Source organism: Filimonas effusa, from assembly GCF_004118675.1.
Lineage (GTDB): Bacteria > Bacteroidota > Bacteroidia > Chitinophagales > Chitinophagaceae > Filimonas > Filimonas effusa.
Genome location: NZ_SDHZ01000001.1, coordinates 2,829,179 through 2,844,488 on the forward strand (window position 1 = coordinate 2,829,179; position 15,310 = coordinate 2,844,488).

Annotated in this window: 10 protein-coding genes; 6 read left to right on the forward strand and 4 right to left on the reverse strand. The window is 48.5% G+C overall.

Translation table 11 applies throughout. From position 1 onward, the window contains the following. Positions 1–15 precede the first annotated feature (15 nt). Together odhB and ESB13_RS10690 are read right to left on the reverse strand one after the other, a co-directional pair. Positions 16–1,596, reverse strand: coding sequence for a 2-oxoglutarate dehydrogenase complex dihydrolipoyllysine-residue succinyltransferase (odhB, locus tag ESB13_RS10685; protein WP_129002966.1), 1,581 nt, complete (start codon positions 1,594–1,596; stop codon positions 16–18). Positions 1,597–1,635: 39 nt separating this feature from the next. Continuing rightward, entirely contained in the window at positions 1,636–4,371 is a 2,736-nt protein-coding gene (locus ESB13_RS10690) for a 2-oxoglutarate dehydrogenase E1 component (RefSeq protein WP_129002967.1), read from the reverse strand. A gap of 243 nt (positions 4,372–4,614) precedes the next feature. On the opposite strand from ESB13_RS10690, the gene rpsT reads away from it, so the two are divergent. After that, a complete protein-coding gene (gene rpsT, locus ESB13_RS10695) occupies positions 4,615–4,875 on the forward strand; it encodes a 30S ribosomal protein S20 (protein WP_129002968.1) in 261 nt (86 codons plus the stop codon). A 224-nt stretch (positions 4,876–5,099) separates the two neighbouring features. Here the strand turns inward: rpsT and ESB13_RS10700 are convergent, their stop codons facing one another. Both ESB13_RS10700 and ESB13_RS10705 read right to left on the reverse strand, forming a co-directional pair. After that, positions 5,100–6,074: an ATP-binding protein gene (locus ESB13_RS10700; RefSeq protein WP_129002969.1), complete on the reverse strand. Its 975-nt coding sequence runs from the start codon at positions 6,072–6,074 to the stop codon at positions 5,100–5,102. Further along, positions 6,071–6,769, reverse strand: a complete 699-nt coding sequence (locus ESB13_RS10705) for a response regulator transcription factor (RefSeq protein WP_129002970.1) — start codon at positions 6,767–6,769, stop codon at positions 6,071–6,073. Before ESB13_RS10705 ends, ESB13_RS10700 begins: the two co-directional genes overlap by 4 nt. Positions 6,770–6,856: 87 nt before the next feature. On the opposite strand from ESB13_RS10705, the gene guaA reads away from it, so the two are divergent. The 5 genes from guaA (at position 6,857) to ESB13_RS10730 (ending at position 15,292) form a co-directional block, all read left to right on the forward strand. Continuing rightward, positions 6,857–8,386, forward strand: coding sequence for a glutamine-hydrolyzing GMP synthase (gene guaA / locus ESB13_RS10710; protein WP_129002971.1), 1,530 nt, complete (start codon positions 6,857–6,859; stop codon positions 8,384–8,386). 38 nt (positions 8,387–8,424) lie between these two features. Further along, positions 8,425–9,612: a type 1 periplasmic-binding domain-containing protein gene (locus ESB13_RS10715; RefSeq protein ID WP_129002972.1), complete on the forward strand. Its 1,188-nt coding sequence runs from the start codon at positions 8,425–8,427 to the stop codon at positions 9,610–9,612. A 134-nt stretch (positions 9,613–9,746) separates the two neighbouring features. Beyond that, positions 9,747–10,886 (forward strand): ligase-associated DNA damage response exonuclease, encoded by a 1,140-nt coding sequence (locus ESB13_RS10720; protein WP_129002973.1) that lies wholly within the window; start codon positions 9,747–9,749, stop codon positions 10,884–10,886. Beyond that, positions 10,883–12,514 carry an ATP-dependent DNA ligase gene (locus tag ESB13_RS10725; RefSeq protein ID WP_129002974.1) on the forward strand — a complete coding sequence of 544 codons (1,632 nt, stop codon included), beginning with the start codon at positions 10,883–10,885 and terminating at the stop codon, positions 12,512–12,514. Before ESB13_RS10720 ends, ESB13_RS10725 begins: the two co-directional genes overlap by 4 nt. 189 nt (positions 12,515–12,703) lie before the next feature. Continuing rightward, positions 12,704–15,292 (forward strand): ligase-associated DNA damage response DEXH box helicase, encoded by a 2,589-nt coding sequence (locus tag ESB13_RS10730; RefSeq protein WP_129002975.1) that lies wholly within the window; start codon positions 12,704–12,706, stop codon positions 15,290–15,292. Positions 15,293–15,310: the final 18 nt, after the last annotated feature.

Consider the following 15,310-nt stretch of genomic DNA (forward strand, 5'->3'; position numbering starts at 1 on the left):
TCTTCATGTAATTTATTAAAGATCCAGTAACGTCTTTACAGGGTCTTTTCCAAACAGTAGCAGTTCAGGATTTTCAAGCAATTCTTTCACACGTACCAGGAAGCTTACACTCTCACGCCCGTCGATGATACGGTGATCGTAGCTTAAAGCAATATACATCATGGGACGAACCACCACCTGTCCGTTGATAGCCATCGGACGCTCCTGGATCTTGTGCATCCCCAGGATGGCGCTTTGCGGCAGGTTGATGATGGGTGTGCTCAGCAGGCTTCCGAATACACCACCATTGGTGATGGTGAATGTACCGCCCTGGAGCTCTTCCATCGTTAATTTGTTATCTCTTGCTTTGCCGGCAAGTTCCACCACTTTCTTCTCTATATCGGCCATGCTCATGCTTTCCACATTACGCATAACAGGCACCGTTAAACCACGTGGCGTACTTACCGCAATGCTGATATCGGCATAATCATGGTAAACCAGTTGGTCGCCGTCGATGTAGGCATTAACGGCAGGCCATTCGCCAAGCGCTACCGCACAGGCTTTGGAGAAGAAGCTCATGAAACCCAGGTTTACACCATGCGATTCTTTGAACTTGTCTTTATATTGTTTACGCACCTCCATGATACGGGTCATGTCTACCTCGTTAAACGTGGTAAGCATGGCCGTGGTATTCTTCGATTCCACCAGCCTGCGGCTGATGGTTTTACGCAGGTTGCTCATTTTTTCGATGCGCTTGTTGCGGCTGTTGAGCTCCTGTCCGCCAAATGCTTTTTTGCCTGGGTGAGCAAGCGCTTCCAGTACATCAAGCTTCATGATCTTGCCATTGGCGCCGGAAGGTGTGATCTGCGAAGGATCTACTTTTTTGTCGGCGATGATAGCCGAAGCAACCGGACTTGCTTTAATATCGTTCGAAACGGCTGCTACAGGCGCCTGGGAGGCCTGCACAGGCGCTTCCTTAGCAGCAGCAGGCGCAGCTTTCGCAGCGGCAGGAGCCACATCAGGAACAGCTATATCGGTATCGATCTTTGCAATAACATCACCAATCCTGATCACATCACCTTCATTGGCTTGCGGATGAAGCTGGCCCGCTTCTTCAGCATTGAGCTCAAAAGTAGCTTTCTCACTTTCCAGCTCAGCGATCACCTCGTCACGCTTAACCAGGTCACCCTCTTTCTTCACCCATTTCAGGATGGTTACCTCGCTGATAGATTCACCTACGGTAGGCACCTTCATTTCTATAGTGCCTTTACCTACGGCTTTGGCTTCGGTAGCAGCAGGAGCCTCCGCTTCGGCGGCAGGAGCTGCTTCTTTGGGTGCCGCTGCAGGCTTGGCTTCACCGGCAGTATCACCGGCTGGCTTGGCAGCCGATTCATCAATGTTGGCCAGTACAGAACCAATTTCAAGAGTATCACCTTCTTGGGCTACGGTTTTTAAAACGCCTGCCTGCTCGGCATTTACTTCAAAGGTGGCTTTTTCGCTTTCCAGTTCTGCTATCACCTCATCGCGCTCAACGTAATCTCCATCCTTTTTGGTCCATTTCAACAGTGTTACTTCATTAATTGACTCTCCTACTGTTGGTACTTTAATTTCGATCATAACATTCTATTATGTTAGTATATTCTTCGGTACGGTAAATTAAATACTAAATGCTGTATCCAGGATATCGGCCTGCTCGGCAGCATGCACTTTCGCAAAACCGGTAGCGGTAGAAGCGCTGGCATTGCGGCTGATAACACCATAGTTGATGGTCTTCAGGTTCATTTGCAGGAACGACGCCGCACCCATATTCAGCGGCTCTTCCTGAACCCAGAACCATACAGCCCGGTTATATTTCTGATACAGCTCCTCCAGCTGTTTCACCGGTAAAGGATAGATCTGCTCCAATCGAACGATCGCAATATCTTCCCTGTTTTCTTTTTGCTTTTTCTCCGCAAGCTCAAAATAGATCTTACCGGAACAGAACAACACTTTCTTCACAAGCCCTGCATTGGTAGCAGCAGGATCGTCTATCACCTCTTTAAACCCTCCGTTGGTAAACTCTTCAACAGCACTATAGCTGCCTGCATGACGAAGATTGGCCTTCGGCGACATATTCACCATTGGCTTACGGAAAGGCCATGCAAGCTGACGGCGCAGCGCATGGAAAAAGTTGGCTGCCGTAGTAATATTGGTGACAACCATATTCTGCTCGGCACTGCTTTGCAGGAAACGCTCCAGGCGGGCACTGGAGTGATCAGGCCCACCGCCTTCATAACCATGCGGTAATAACAATACCATACCATTCATAGTACCCCATTTCTGTTCCGCACTTGTAATATACTGATCAATCACCATTTGTGCACCATTCACGAAATCACCATACTGCGCCTCCCAAATAACAAGCGCATTGGGGTTCGCCATCGCATAACCGTAATCAAAGCCCATTACCCCATATTCACTCAGTAAAGAGTTGAATACACGGAACTTACCCTGCTTCTCCTGGAAGTGGTTCAAACGGTTGTATTGTTTATTGGTCGATTCATCGAATAACACGGCATGCCTGTGAGAAAAAGTACCCCGCTTCACGTCTTCACCGCTCAGCCGCACATCCTTGCCCTCTACCAGTATACTGCTGTACGCAAGCAGCTCCGCAGTAGCCCAGTCAACCTTCTTCTCCGCTTCAAATAATTTGATCTTGTCCTGCAGCAGTTTGTCCACTTTCTTAAGCGGACTGAAATCTGCAGGCCACTTCATCAGGCCGTCGAATAAACGTTTGAACGCCTCTTCTTTGATGGCCGTAACCGGCGAAGCATCAAAGTCGCCCTCATTCGAACGGCGCAATTCGCGCCACCACAATTCAGGCTCCTGTAAAGTATAAGGAATGGGCTTCTGACGTACTTCATCTAAACGCTCCTGCAGATCGGCCCAGAATTTCTTCTCCATATCCTTGGCCATGTCTTTGGCTTCAGGTTCGCCATTCTGCGCCAGGTACTGCGTATATACTTCCCTTGGATTCGGATGTTTCTCGATCAGTGCATAAAGGCTCGGCTGCGTAAACTTAGGTTCATCACCCTCGTTATGACCATGACGCCTGTAACAAAGTATATCGATATAGATATCAGCTTTAAAACGCTGACGGTAATCCGCAGCAATCTCCACAGCTTTTACAACAGCTTCAATATCGTCGCCGTTTACATGAAACACGGGAGCCTGCGTAATGGAGGCAACAGCAGTACAATAGTCCGAGCTGCGCGCATCATCAAAGTCTGTCGTAAAACCAATCTGGTTGTTTACAACAATATGCAGCGTACCACCTACATTGTACCCTTCCAGTTCACTCATCTGGGCAATCTCATATACAATACCCTGGCCCGCCAAAGCAGCATCACCATGTATTAATATAGGAAGGGTTTTATCGTATTCTGCATTGTATAATACATTCGCCTTCGAACGCGCAAAGCCCGTAACAATAGGATTAACAACCTCAAGATGGGATGGATTGGGACAAAGCTGTAGGTTCAGTTTATGACCTGCAGGCGACTCATGCTCACTGCTGAAACCCAGGTGGTATTTAACGTCGCCGCTGCCCCAGGTCCTGTCGGCAGGAATAATCCCCTCAAACTCGCTGAAGATCTGCTCATAAGTTTTACCGAGAATATTCGCAAGCACATTTAAACGCCCACGGTGCGCCATACCTATCACCACTTCCTTCACGCCATTGGCGCCAGCCTGGTTGATGATGGCGTCCATTGCCGGTATAAGGCTTTCGCCGCCTTCAAGTGAAAAGCGTTTCTGGCCTATATATTTGGTATGAAGGAACTTTTCGAAGATCACCCCCTGGTTAAGCTTTTCAAGAATACCACGCTTTTGTTCAAGCGGCACCTGCTTAAGCATACGCTCTTCCACAGCCTGGGCCAGCCATTCAATACGCTCCATAGCGTTAAGCGCACTGTACTCCACACCTACCGAACTGGTATAACATTTAACCAGCTTGTCGATGATGGCCTTCAAAATGGTTTTGCCCAGTCCTATGAACTTACCCGCTTCAAAACTGCTGTTCAGATCAGCGTCAGATAAACCGAAATAAGATAATTCTAGATTAGCCCTGCGGTCTTTACGTGGCCTGATAGGGTTGGTTTTTGCTACCAGGTGCCCCTTTTTACGATAGGCCTGAATTAACTGGTATACCGAGAATTCCTTTGCCAGCTGGCTTGAATCAACAGAACCGCCGGAGGCCTTTCCATTGCCATTTACCTGACCTATCGCGAAATCGAAACCTTCAAAAAACTTCTTAAATTCGGGATCGACACTGGTTGGATTCTCTGTATATTCCTGGTATAAACGCTCAATAAAAGCTGGATGCGAATTCGTTATATATGAAAAGTCTTTCATGCCAAGCTGATTTGTCCTAAGTTTTGAAAGATATTATATGTTTTGAAAGAATTGACTGCAAATATCGGGAGTAAGTCAAAACCAAATAGTAAAAACTAAAAAAATAACCGTATAAGCGTATAAAATACATTTAATAACAGCTACTTTAACGTAATGTTTGGGCAGGTTTTTATTTTTTTGCGATTTTCTTTTTGACTTTTCAGTTTTTTGCCTACCTTCGCCGTCCGAAAAAAGAAATATTAAATGGCAAACCATTCAGCTACAAAGAAAGATGTGCGCCAGGCCGCAAAGCGCAGGGACAGGAACCGTTATTATGGTAAAACAACCCGTAATGCAGTTCGTGGTCTGAAAGCTTTGAAAGAAGAGAAAGCATATGACGAGCAATTGCCTTCTGTAGTGTCTATGATTGACAAACTGGCTAAACGCGGTGTTATTCATAAGAACAAGGCAGCCAACCTGAAAAGTAAGCTCGCCAAGAAAACTGCTCTGGCAGCAAAAGCATAGTTCAATCTTACATCTTTATACGGTATACCAACCGGTTAATTAACTGGTTGGTTTTTTTATTCCCCGTAAAGATCCCGGATGAGATCCTGTCTATGGTAGCAATACCCAAACAGATCCTGTCTCTTAAGTAATTGAAAACTAACCGCTTGCTGGTAAAATATTAGTGCCTCACGGGACCAGTGGTTCGGTGAGGTTTTTTGTGTTTTTATACATCCCTCTTCCATCTATCGCCCGAATACCACCGTAAACCGGTTAAGCCCCGTCCTGGGCGTAGAATAAATGATTTTACCATTGTGAAGCTGAACGATCCGGCTAACGATAAGCAACCCCAGGCCAAAGCCCTTGGTACCCATGGCATTGGCGCCACGGAAAAAAGGTATGAACAGCCGGTCCTGCTCCGAAGCGCTTAACACAGGCCCCTCGTTATCGATGACAATCGAAACGGTATCAGGACCGGTCTCAAGTGTGATAGTAACGTTTTTGTTTGTAGAATACTGGTAGGCATTCTTGATCAGGTTCTTGCAGGCCGAACGCAACAACGCGTCATTACCCTTTACCGAAAGCGCCAGCTCATGCTCGGGCATATCGGAAAAGGACACGGACCATCTGATATCAGGATAAATGCCTTTTACAAGATCGATAGTGTCGTACAGGAGCTGATCAAGCCGTACCTGGGGCCAGCCCGAAGAAGAGCTGATCTTTTCATATTGAGTAAGCAGTAACAGCGAATTGGTCAGCTCTATCAGCTCCTGCTGTTCTTCGCGGAGCGATTGAAGCACCTGGCGGGCTTCCAAACTGCTGAGGTCGCGTTTAAGCGCTACCTCAGTTTGCGCCAGCATATTGGCCAGCGGCGTCCTTAACTCATGGGAGGCATGATGTACAAAGCTGTTCTGTACCTCAAACCCCTTCTGAAGGCGCTCAAGCATCGCATTGAAGCTGGCAGCGATCTGCTGCAGCTCATTACTGCCGGTATCAAGCGTCACCCGCTCCTTCAGGTTGCTGGCGCTAATGCGCTTTATCTGTTCATTTAAACGTTTCAGTGGTTGCGTTACCTGGCGCACAAACATATAAGCCCCTATCACTATCAGCAGCGCTCCGCCTACTATTACTATCCACGTTAGTAAATGAAAGGCTTCGAGCAACAGGATAATGGATACGAGCAGTGCTAGTATTAGTACAAACTTTATTTTCAGGTTCATGACAAAGGCGTCTCTCTCACATAATACCCAAACCCGGGTTTGGTATGAATCAGTTTGTCTTCAAATGGCTTGTCAATCTTATTGCGCAGAAAACTAATGTATACTTCAATAGTATTGGTACCCGTATCAAAGCTCAGGTCCCACACTTTCTCCAGAATATCCTGTTTCGATATCACCTTGCCTTTATTACGGGCAAGTAATACCAGCAGGGCAAATTCCTTTGCAGTGAGGCTGATGCTTTTACCCGATCGGGTCACCATCTTGTTTTCCATGTCAATTTCCATGTCCGCTACCACTATCTTTTCTCCCGGCTCATTGGCAGATTCCGCCCGCTTCAGGAAGACTTTGATACGCGCAAACAGCTCATCGAAATGAAACGGTTTTACAATGTAATCATCTGCTCCCAGGTTAAAAGCGTCGATCTTATCCTGGATCTCACCCAATGCCGTGAGCATGATGATCGGAACATTCTGGTTATGCTCCCTGAACTCCTTACACAAAGCCAAACCGTTCTTATAGGGCAAATTAATATCAAGCAGCACCAGCGAATAACTATGCTGTTTGAACAGTTTTTCGGCGATCGCGCCGTCATATGCCACATCGGTCTGGTAACCCTGCCGGTTTAGCTCATCCTGGACAACCTGACTCAACTTGGGTTCGTCCTCAGCGAGCAGAATACGGTACGTGTTTTCCATTTTTCCCTTTTATTATCAGAAATCAAATTCAAAATAATGAAAAAACTCATTTTTATGTACAAATAATTATAAATCTTACTTTTGCAAATGCAAGAAAAGATCATCATTCTTGACTTCGGGTCTCAATACACACAACTTATAGCCCGGAGAGTCAGAGAACTCAGCGTTTACTGCGAAATCCATCCCTTCAATCATCTGCCTGTTTTTGACGATACCGTCAAAGGAGTGATTTTTTCGGGAAGCCCCTATTCCGTAAGGCAAACAGATGCCCCCCAAATCAACCTGTCGCTGTTTCATAACAAATTTCCACTGCTGGGTGTTTGCTATGGTGCACAATATATTGCACAACACTCCGGCGGCGAAGTGGTTCCCTCTACCATCCGCGAATACGGACGCGCAAATCTGCAGGAAATCAATGCACAATCTCCCCTGCTCAAAGGCATTGGCAAAGATTCACAGGTCTGGATGTCCCATGGCGATACCATCGCCCGTATTCCGGATAATTTCGACATCATAGCCAGCACCGATACAGTAAAGGTAGCCGCTTACCACGTACGCGACTCCAAAACCTACTGTATCCAGTTTCACCCCGAGGTTACACATAGCATCGACGGCAAACAACTGCTGCAAAACTTCCTCGTCGATATCTGCGGCTGCAAACAGGACTGGACACCCGATGCCTTCATCGAAACCACCATCGCCGCACTCCGCGAAAAGCTGGGCAACGATAAAGTGGTACTGGGCCTCTCCGGAGGTGTCGACTCTTCCGTTGCTGCGGTATTATTACACCAGGCAATAGGTAAAAACCTGCATTGCATCTTCGTTGATAACGGACTGCTGCGTAAAGAGGAGTTCGAACAGGTGCTCGACTCCTATAAACATATGGGACTGAACGTAAAAGGCATCAACGCCAAAGACCGCTTCCTGGGCCAGCTCGCAGGCATCAGCGACCCCGAGAAAAAGCGCAAGACCATCGGCCGCGTATTCATCGAGGTGTTCGACGACGCCGCACATGAAGTACAGGACGTGAAATGGCTGGGACAAGGCACCATTTACCCCGATGTCATCGAGTCGGTTTCCGTAAAAGGTCCTTCTGCTACCATCAAATCGCATCATAACGTAGGCGGATTGCCCGATTTTATGAAGCTGAAAGTAGTAGAACCACTGAATACCCTGTTTAAAGACGAGGTACGCAGAGTAGGTAAAACGCTTGGCATCAACGATAGCCTCATCGGACGTCACCCCTTCCCCGGACCCGGATTGGCGATCCGTATTCTAGGGGATATCACACCTGAAAAAGTTGCTATCTTGCAGGAGGCAGATGCCATTTATATCAATAACCTGAAGGCTTCAGGATGGTACGATAAGGTATGGCAGGCCGGCGCTATCTTCTTACCGGTTCAATCGGTAGGCGTAATGGGCGACGAAAGAACTTACGAGAACGTAATATGCCTCAGGGCCGTTACTTCTGTAGATGGTATGACAGCCGACTGGAGCCATCTGCCTTACGAATTGCTGGCAAAAATCTCGAACGAGATCATCAATAATGTGAAAGGGATCAATAGGGTGGTATATGATATCAGTTCCAAACCACCCGCTACTATTGAGTGGGAATAGGCATCAATTTTGATCGGTTCGCATAACAATAATAGTATATGAACCCTGGAACAAGATTACTGGTTGCTTCAGCTTTCCTGCTGTGCAGTGTGCTTTCGGCTACTGCCCAGCAGGAAACTTCCGGTAAACCCATGCGCGTGGCAGTATTGGCGCCGCTTTATCTCGACTCTGCCTTTAACGGATTTACTTACAAACTGGGCAGCAGCAGCATCCCCAAATACATTCTACCGGGATTGGACTTCTACAATGGCGTCATGCTGGCCGTCGATTCTTTACAGAACGAAAACATGCCCATTGAAGTATGGGTGTACGATACCAAGAAACTGGGACAAACCATTCCGGGTATGCTTAGCGGCATGGAATACCTGAACTTCTCTCTTATTGTAGCCTCTTTCAACAACACAGCAGAACAAAAGCTGCTATCGGAATTTTCTTTCAGGAAAAACATACCGGTAATATCCGCCACTTATCCCAACGATGCAGGCCTCAACGCCAACCCATTCTTCATGATGGTGAATTCCACCCTCAAAACACATGTCGAAGCACTGCACAGCTACACACAAAAGAATTATGCCGGCACCGCAGCCAAGCTGCTGTTTGTAACAAAGCCGGGACCGCTGGAAACAAAGATCAAAAGCTATTTTGCTGCACAGGATGCGTTGGCCGGTAAGCTCAACTATAAGGTGATCACACTTACCGACAATTTCACGGAAGACAACCTCTTGCCTTTTATGGATTCCACCCGCCAGAACATTATCATCTGCGGCAGTGTGAACGAAGCATTCGGCAGCAGTATCGTACGCACGTTGAACGCAGCTCCTTCCTATAGAACAGTGGCCATAGGCATGCCCACATGGGACGGCCTGAAAGAAATTACCGGTGCCGCTTCAAAGAACATTGAGATCGTATATTCCACTCCCTATAACTTTTCACGCACCGATAAAACAGGCAGCTCCATTGTCAAACAATATCGCTCAAAATACATGGGACGCCCCAGCGATATGGTGTTCAAAGGTTTTGAAAGCATGTATCACTTCTCACGCCTCATGCTGCAATACCGCGCCAACTTCATCAATAACGTTTCCGACTCAGGTTATAAGATAGCCAACAGCTTCCGGTTCGAGCCGGTTCGCCTCACCAACACCTCCTTCGTTCCCGATTACCTCGAAAACAAAAAACTGTATTTCGTTAAAGTACAGGGCGGTGTAGTGAAAAGCGTGAACTAAAACATAAGAAGGCTGTTGTAACTACAGCAGCCGTTCTCTCTTCTGTTTTCTGTAGCGGACGGCTGCCGGAACGCAATTGCAGGCCAACAAAGGATTGCAGGCGCTGATTGAAACATCTGTCATCAGGAAAACACATGCTTATCACATTTACTGATAAAGGTCTTTACTGCGCTGCCGGCGATTTCTATATCGATCCCTGGCGGCCTGTCGATAAAGCCGTTATTACCCATGCCCATAGCGATCACGCACGCTGGGGCAGCAAACATTATCTCTGTCATACCTATAGCCTGCCTTTATTGAGCGCCCGCCTGGGCGACCTGTCTTTCCAGGCGCTGGAATGGAACCAGGCCATCAGCATTAACGGTGTGAAAGTATCCCTGCATCCCGCCGGACATATCATAGGCGCTTCGCAGGTAAGGGTAGAATATAAAGGAGAAGTATGGGTAATAAGCGGCGACTACAAAACAGAAGATGATGGCTTGAGCGGGGCCTTTGTACCGGTGCCCTGTCATCATTTCGTTACCGAATCTACATTTGGGTTGCCCATTTATAATTGGCAACCGCAGGAAACAATATACAGCCAGATAAGAGAATGGGTAATGCGCAACCGGGAGCAACTGGTAACCAGCATGCTCATTGGTTATAGCCTGGGAAAGGCCCAGCGCCTGCTGCAGGCGGTAGCGCCGCTGGAGCTGCCCGTTTACGCGCATGGCGCCATCTATAACATGCACCAGGCAATACTTACAACAGGCATAAAACTGCCGGCCATAGAACGTATTACACCCGATACGCCAAGAGCACAGCTAAAAGGAAGCATCGTGCTGGCGCCGCCCAGCGCAGAAGGCTCCTTCTGGATGCGAAAGATGTCGCCCTACAGCATTGGCATGTGCAGCGGCTGGATGCAGGTAAGAGGAAATGTCCGCCGCCGTAATGCCGACGCAGGTTTCGCACTTAGCGATCACGCCGACTGGAACGGCTTGTTATATGCCATCAAAGCCACAGGCGCCGAAAAGGTATACGTAACACACGGCTTCCAGGCAGCCCTCAGCCGTTACCTGAACGAAGCCGGCACCTGGAGCGCCGAAGTAAAAACCGAATACGGCACAGAAGATGACAGCATTGACGACGTCGCCGCAGAAAAGGAAACCATCCCCGGAACAGAAGCCTCTTCACAAGAAACGCCTGCCGCAAAAAGCGAAGCTTCAACCGGAACAGGGGAGCACACCGGGAACGCAATTGATGAGGAAGATGAATCTAACCATAACAGCCTATGACAACACTACTGCCAGATCAATATCTTCACGGGTTCAACGGCTTTGCTGCACTGGTGCAGGCATTGGGCACAGCTACCGGTACCAACGACAAGCTCGATGCACTTGCCCAATATTTCGTAACCGCGGAAGACAACGATAAGGTTTGGGTAATCGCCTTATTCAGCGGCCGCCGCCCGCGGCGGATAGCCAGCACCACTTTACTGCAGCAATGGAGTAACGAATTATCAGGTACACCCGCCTGGCTATTCGAAGAATGTTATCATACCGTAGGCGATCTTGCAGAAACCATTGCCTTACTACTCCCCCCGCCTGTTGCCAGCGCTACGGAAAGCTATAGTCTCTCCTATTATCTCGAACAGTTGATAACACTGGAGAAACAGGACGAAGCTATCAAGAAAGCATTTGTTGTCCACCACTGGCAACACATGAACAGGGAAGAACGGTTTGTATTCAATAAACTGCTTACCGGCGGCTTCCGCATTGGCGTTTCACAAAAGATGATGGTGAACGCACTGGCCAAAAAGATCGCGCTCTCCGCATCCGTTATCGCTCACCGAATCAGCGGCAACTGGGACCCCGCAACTACTAAATTCCAGGAATTACTGCTCGAACAGGAAGCACCGGTAGATTTCTCACGCCCCTACCCCTTCTATTTAGCTTATGCATTGGACCAGGACCCGCAACAGCTCGGCGACCCCGGAGAATGGCAGGCCGAATGGAAATGGGATGGCATCCGCGGCCAGATCATTAAACGCAATAACGAACTCTTCGTATGGAGCAGGGGCGAAGAACTGATGACAGAGAAATTCCCCGAATACCATAGCCTGCTTTCCTTACTGCCCGATGGCGTGGCACTCGACGGTGAGATCATTCCAAGCATCAACGGCAAACCTATGCCCTTTGCAATCCTGCAAACCCGCATAGGACGTAAAAACATCACTAAAAAAAACCTATCCGAATCACCCATTGCCTTTTATGCCTACGACCTGCTGGAACACGAAGGCGCAGACATAAGAGAACAACCGCTCGATATACGCCGGCCCTTGCTGGAGCAGATTGTAACAGCAGCCAACCATCCCGCACTGCAGTTATCACCCGTCATTCCTTTTGTCAACTGGTCGCAATTGGCAGAGATCCGCGAACAATCAAGATCACAGCTTGCAGAAGGACTTATGCTGAAAAGAAGATCAGCCAGCTACCAGGTGGGACGAAAAGTAGGCGACTGGTGGAAATGGAAGATCCAGCCACTGACAATAGACGCAGTGATGATCTACGCCCAGAAAGGCCATGGCAGACGCAGTAACCTCTATACCGACTATACCTTCGCCGTAAAGGACGGCGACAAACTGGTAAGCTTTACCAAAGCGTACTCCGGTTTAACCGACAAAGAGTTCAACGAGGTCGATGCCTTCGTAAAACGAAACTCCCTCGAAAAGTTTGGCCCCGTACGCACAGTAAAGCCAGAGCTGGTGTTCGAGATCGCATTTGAAGGCATCGCAGCAAGCAACCGTCATAAAAGCGGCGTAGCACTGCGCTTTCCACGCATCAGCAGGTGGCGGAAGGATAAAAAAGCCGATGAAATTAACACGCTGGAAGACCTGAAAAAGATGCTGGAGAATAGGTCATAGAGAGCTGATGGTAAAATGGGTAACGCCCGGAGGGCAGTAAATTGGGGATATGTGACAGGCCACACTTATGGAAAGTGATGACAAGAAGAACATAATGGATTTAAGACCTGCAACAATTACGGTAAGTTAACAGGAGAGGCTGATTGTAATGCATGCGTATGAACCCAATTGGTTTAATTTTGATAACGAATGACAAAACTGGCGGACACCAAAGGATACCATATCATTTCCGAATGGTTGAAGGATAAAGGTTATAAGGCCTTTGCCTTCCAGGAAGAAACCTGGAAACATATTCATGCCGGCGAAAGCGGCCTGGTGAATGCACCTACCGGGTTCGGCAAAACTTTTTCCGTATTCCTGGGAGCTGTGATACAATTCATGAACACCTATCCGGCAACTTACCGTTCCAGGAAAAAGAACGGATTACAGTTGTTATGGATAACGCCATTACGCGCACTGGCCAAGGATATCGGGCGGGCCATGGAAGAAGTGATTGCGGAAACAGGATTAAGCTGGCAGGTAGGCATCCGCAACGGCGATACCGCTACGTCTGAACGCCAGCGCCAAAAACGTAATGTGCCGGAAGTGCTCATCATTACACCCGAAAGCTTACACCTCATGCTGGCACAGCGCGATTATACTGAGGTCTTTAAAACACTCCGTGTAATTGCCGTTGATGAATGGCACGAACTGCTCGGCAGTAAAAGAGGCGTGCAAATGGAACTGGCGCTGTCACGTCTCATCAACCTTCGGCATACAACAGCCCCTGCCCCCCCTGACGCCGCAATAGATGTTCCGGCAACAAACCCAAAGAAAAAAGCTGCTGCACCCAGCCACAATAACACCAACGCACCAGGAGCAGAAAATACACCTCCACAAACGAATAGCCTGTCGGTATGGGGCATCAGCGCAACCATAGGCAACCTTGAGCAGGCAAAGGAAGTACTGATGGCGCCACTGAAGAAAACGGGCGTTATTGTAAAAGCCCGGCTTTCAAAACCTATACACGTAGAATCCATCTTACCCGACGAAATAGAAAAATATCCCTGGGCAGGCCACCTGGGCATCAAGCTCGCGCATAAGCTGCTGCCGGTAATAGAACAAAGCAAAACAACACTGCTGTTCATCAATACCCGCGGCATGAGCGAACGATGGTATCAAACCTTACTCACCATAGCGCCGGAACTGGCAGGAGCCATTGCACTACACCACGGCAGTATTGAACAGGAATTACGCATTTGGGTAGAAGAGGCCCTGCATACCGAAACCCTGAAAGTGGTGGTATGTACCGCCAGCCTCGACCTGGGGGTCGACTTCCGGCCGGTAGATACCGTCATCCAGGTGGGTTCTCCAAAAGGCGTAGCCCGCTTCCTGCAACGCGCCGGCAGAAGCGGTCACCAGCCCGGACAGATCAGTAAGATCTACTTTGTTCCTACCCACTCCCTCGAGCTGGTGGAAGCCGCCGCTATCAAACAGGCCATCAAAGAAGAACTCATCGAAAGCCGCGAGCCAATGGCCTTGTGCTTCGATGTACTGGTGCAATATATGTGTACCCTGGCGATAGGAGAAGGATTTGTTTCGCAGCAACTCTATGAAGAAGTAAAGTCTACCTGGTGTTATTCCGAGATCACGGAAGACGACTGGCGGCGGGCGCTTACGCATATCACAACAGGAGGCGCCGCCCTCACGCAATACGATGAATACAGGAAGGTAGAACCCGTAAACGGCATCTACCGTATCCTCAACAGGCGTATAGCCATGCATCACCGTATGCAGATAGGCACCATCGTAAGCGATGCCATGCTGAAAGTAAAATTCATGAGCGGCGGCTATATAGGACTGATTGAAGAATATTTCATCAGCCGCCTTTCGCCGGGAGATAGTTTTACACTGGCCGGCAGAAACCTCGCATTGGTACAGATCAAGGATATGACGGTGATCGTCAAAAAATCTACCGCCTCAAAAAGCATCGTGCCCAGCTGGAACGGCGGCCGTATGCCACTTTCCGCAAACCTGGGTATGATGCTGCGGCAAACGTTTAACGTGGCGCTCAGCAAAAAAGCAAAAGAGCCCGAATTAAAGATCCTGCTGCCTTTATTTGAACTGCAGGAACAGTTGTCACACATACCGCAATCCAATGAACTGCTGATTGAACATATCGCTACGAAAGATGGCTATCATGTTTTTGTATACCCTTTCGAAGGACGCCTCGTACATGAAGCTATGGCCACCTTGCTGGCTTACCGCATCAGCAATACTATGCCCATTACTTTTTCGATAGCCATGAACGACTATGGCTTCGAGTTACTCAGCGACCAGCCCATACCTATCGACGACACCAATGTGCTGGACCTGTTTTCTTCCGATAACCTCATCAACGACATTCAACGCAGCGCCAATGCCACAGAAATGGCCAAGCGGAAGTTCAGGGATGTTGCCGTCATCGGGGGACTTGTATTCCAGGGCTACCCCGGCGAACACAAAAAAGCACGGCACCTGCAATCATCCGCCTCTCTGCTGTTCAAGGTCTTTGCAGACTATGACCCGGATAATATCTTACTAAGGCAGGCTTACCAGGAAGTGCTCGACCAGCAGATGGAAGAAGCACGTTTACGCGCAGCATTGGAACGTATTCAGCATAGTAAGATCGTGATTACTGTACCCGACCGGCTTACTCCGTTTTGTTTCCCCATTAAAGTAGATAGCCTGAGAGAAAATATGTCGTCGGAACAACTCGAAGATCGCGTACGGAAAATGCAGGAACAACTCGAGCGATGACAACCTAACACAACACGC

Bases quoted from the DNA above. Each gene is read 5' to 3' on its own strand.
- odhB (WP_129002966.1), bottom strand. From the start codon at position 1,596: ATGATCGAAATTAAAGTACCAACAGTAGGAGAGTCAATTAATGAAGTA.
- ESB13_RS10690 (WP_129002967.1), bottom strand. From the start codon at position 4,371: ATGAAAGACTTTTCATATATAACGAATTCGCATCCAGCTTTTATTGAG.
- rpsT (WP_129002968.1), top strand. From the start codon at position 4,615: ATGGCAAACCATTCAGCTACAAAGAAAGATGTGCGCCAGGCCGCAAAG.
- ESB13_RS10700 (WP_129002969.1), bottom strand. From the start codon at position 6,074: ATGAACCTGAAAATAAAGTTTGTACTAATACTAGCACTGCTCGTATCC.
- ESB13_RS10705 (WP_129002970.1), bottom strand. From the start codon at position 6,769: ATGGAAAACACGTACCGTATTCTGCTCGCTGAGGACGAACCCAAGTTG.
- guaA (WP_129002971.1), top strand. From the start codon at position 6,857: ATGCAAGAAAAGATCATCATTCTTGACTTCGGGTCTCAATACACACAA.
- ESB13_RS10715 (WP_129002972.1), top strand. From the start codon at position 8,425: ATGAACCCTGGAACAAGATTACTGGTTGCTTCAGCTTTCCTGCTGTGC.
- ESB13_RS10720 (WP_129002973.1), top strand. From the start codon at position 9,747: ATGCTTATCACATTTACTGATAAAGGTCTTTACTGCGCTGCCGGCGAT.
- ESB13_RS10725 (WP_129002974.1), top strand. From the start codon at position 10,883: ATGACAACACTACTGCCAGATCAATATCTTCACGGGTTCAACGGCTTT.
- ESB13_RS10730 (WP_129002975.1), top strand. From the start codon at position 12,704: ATGACAAAACTGGCGGACACCAAAGGATACCATATCATTTCCGAATGG.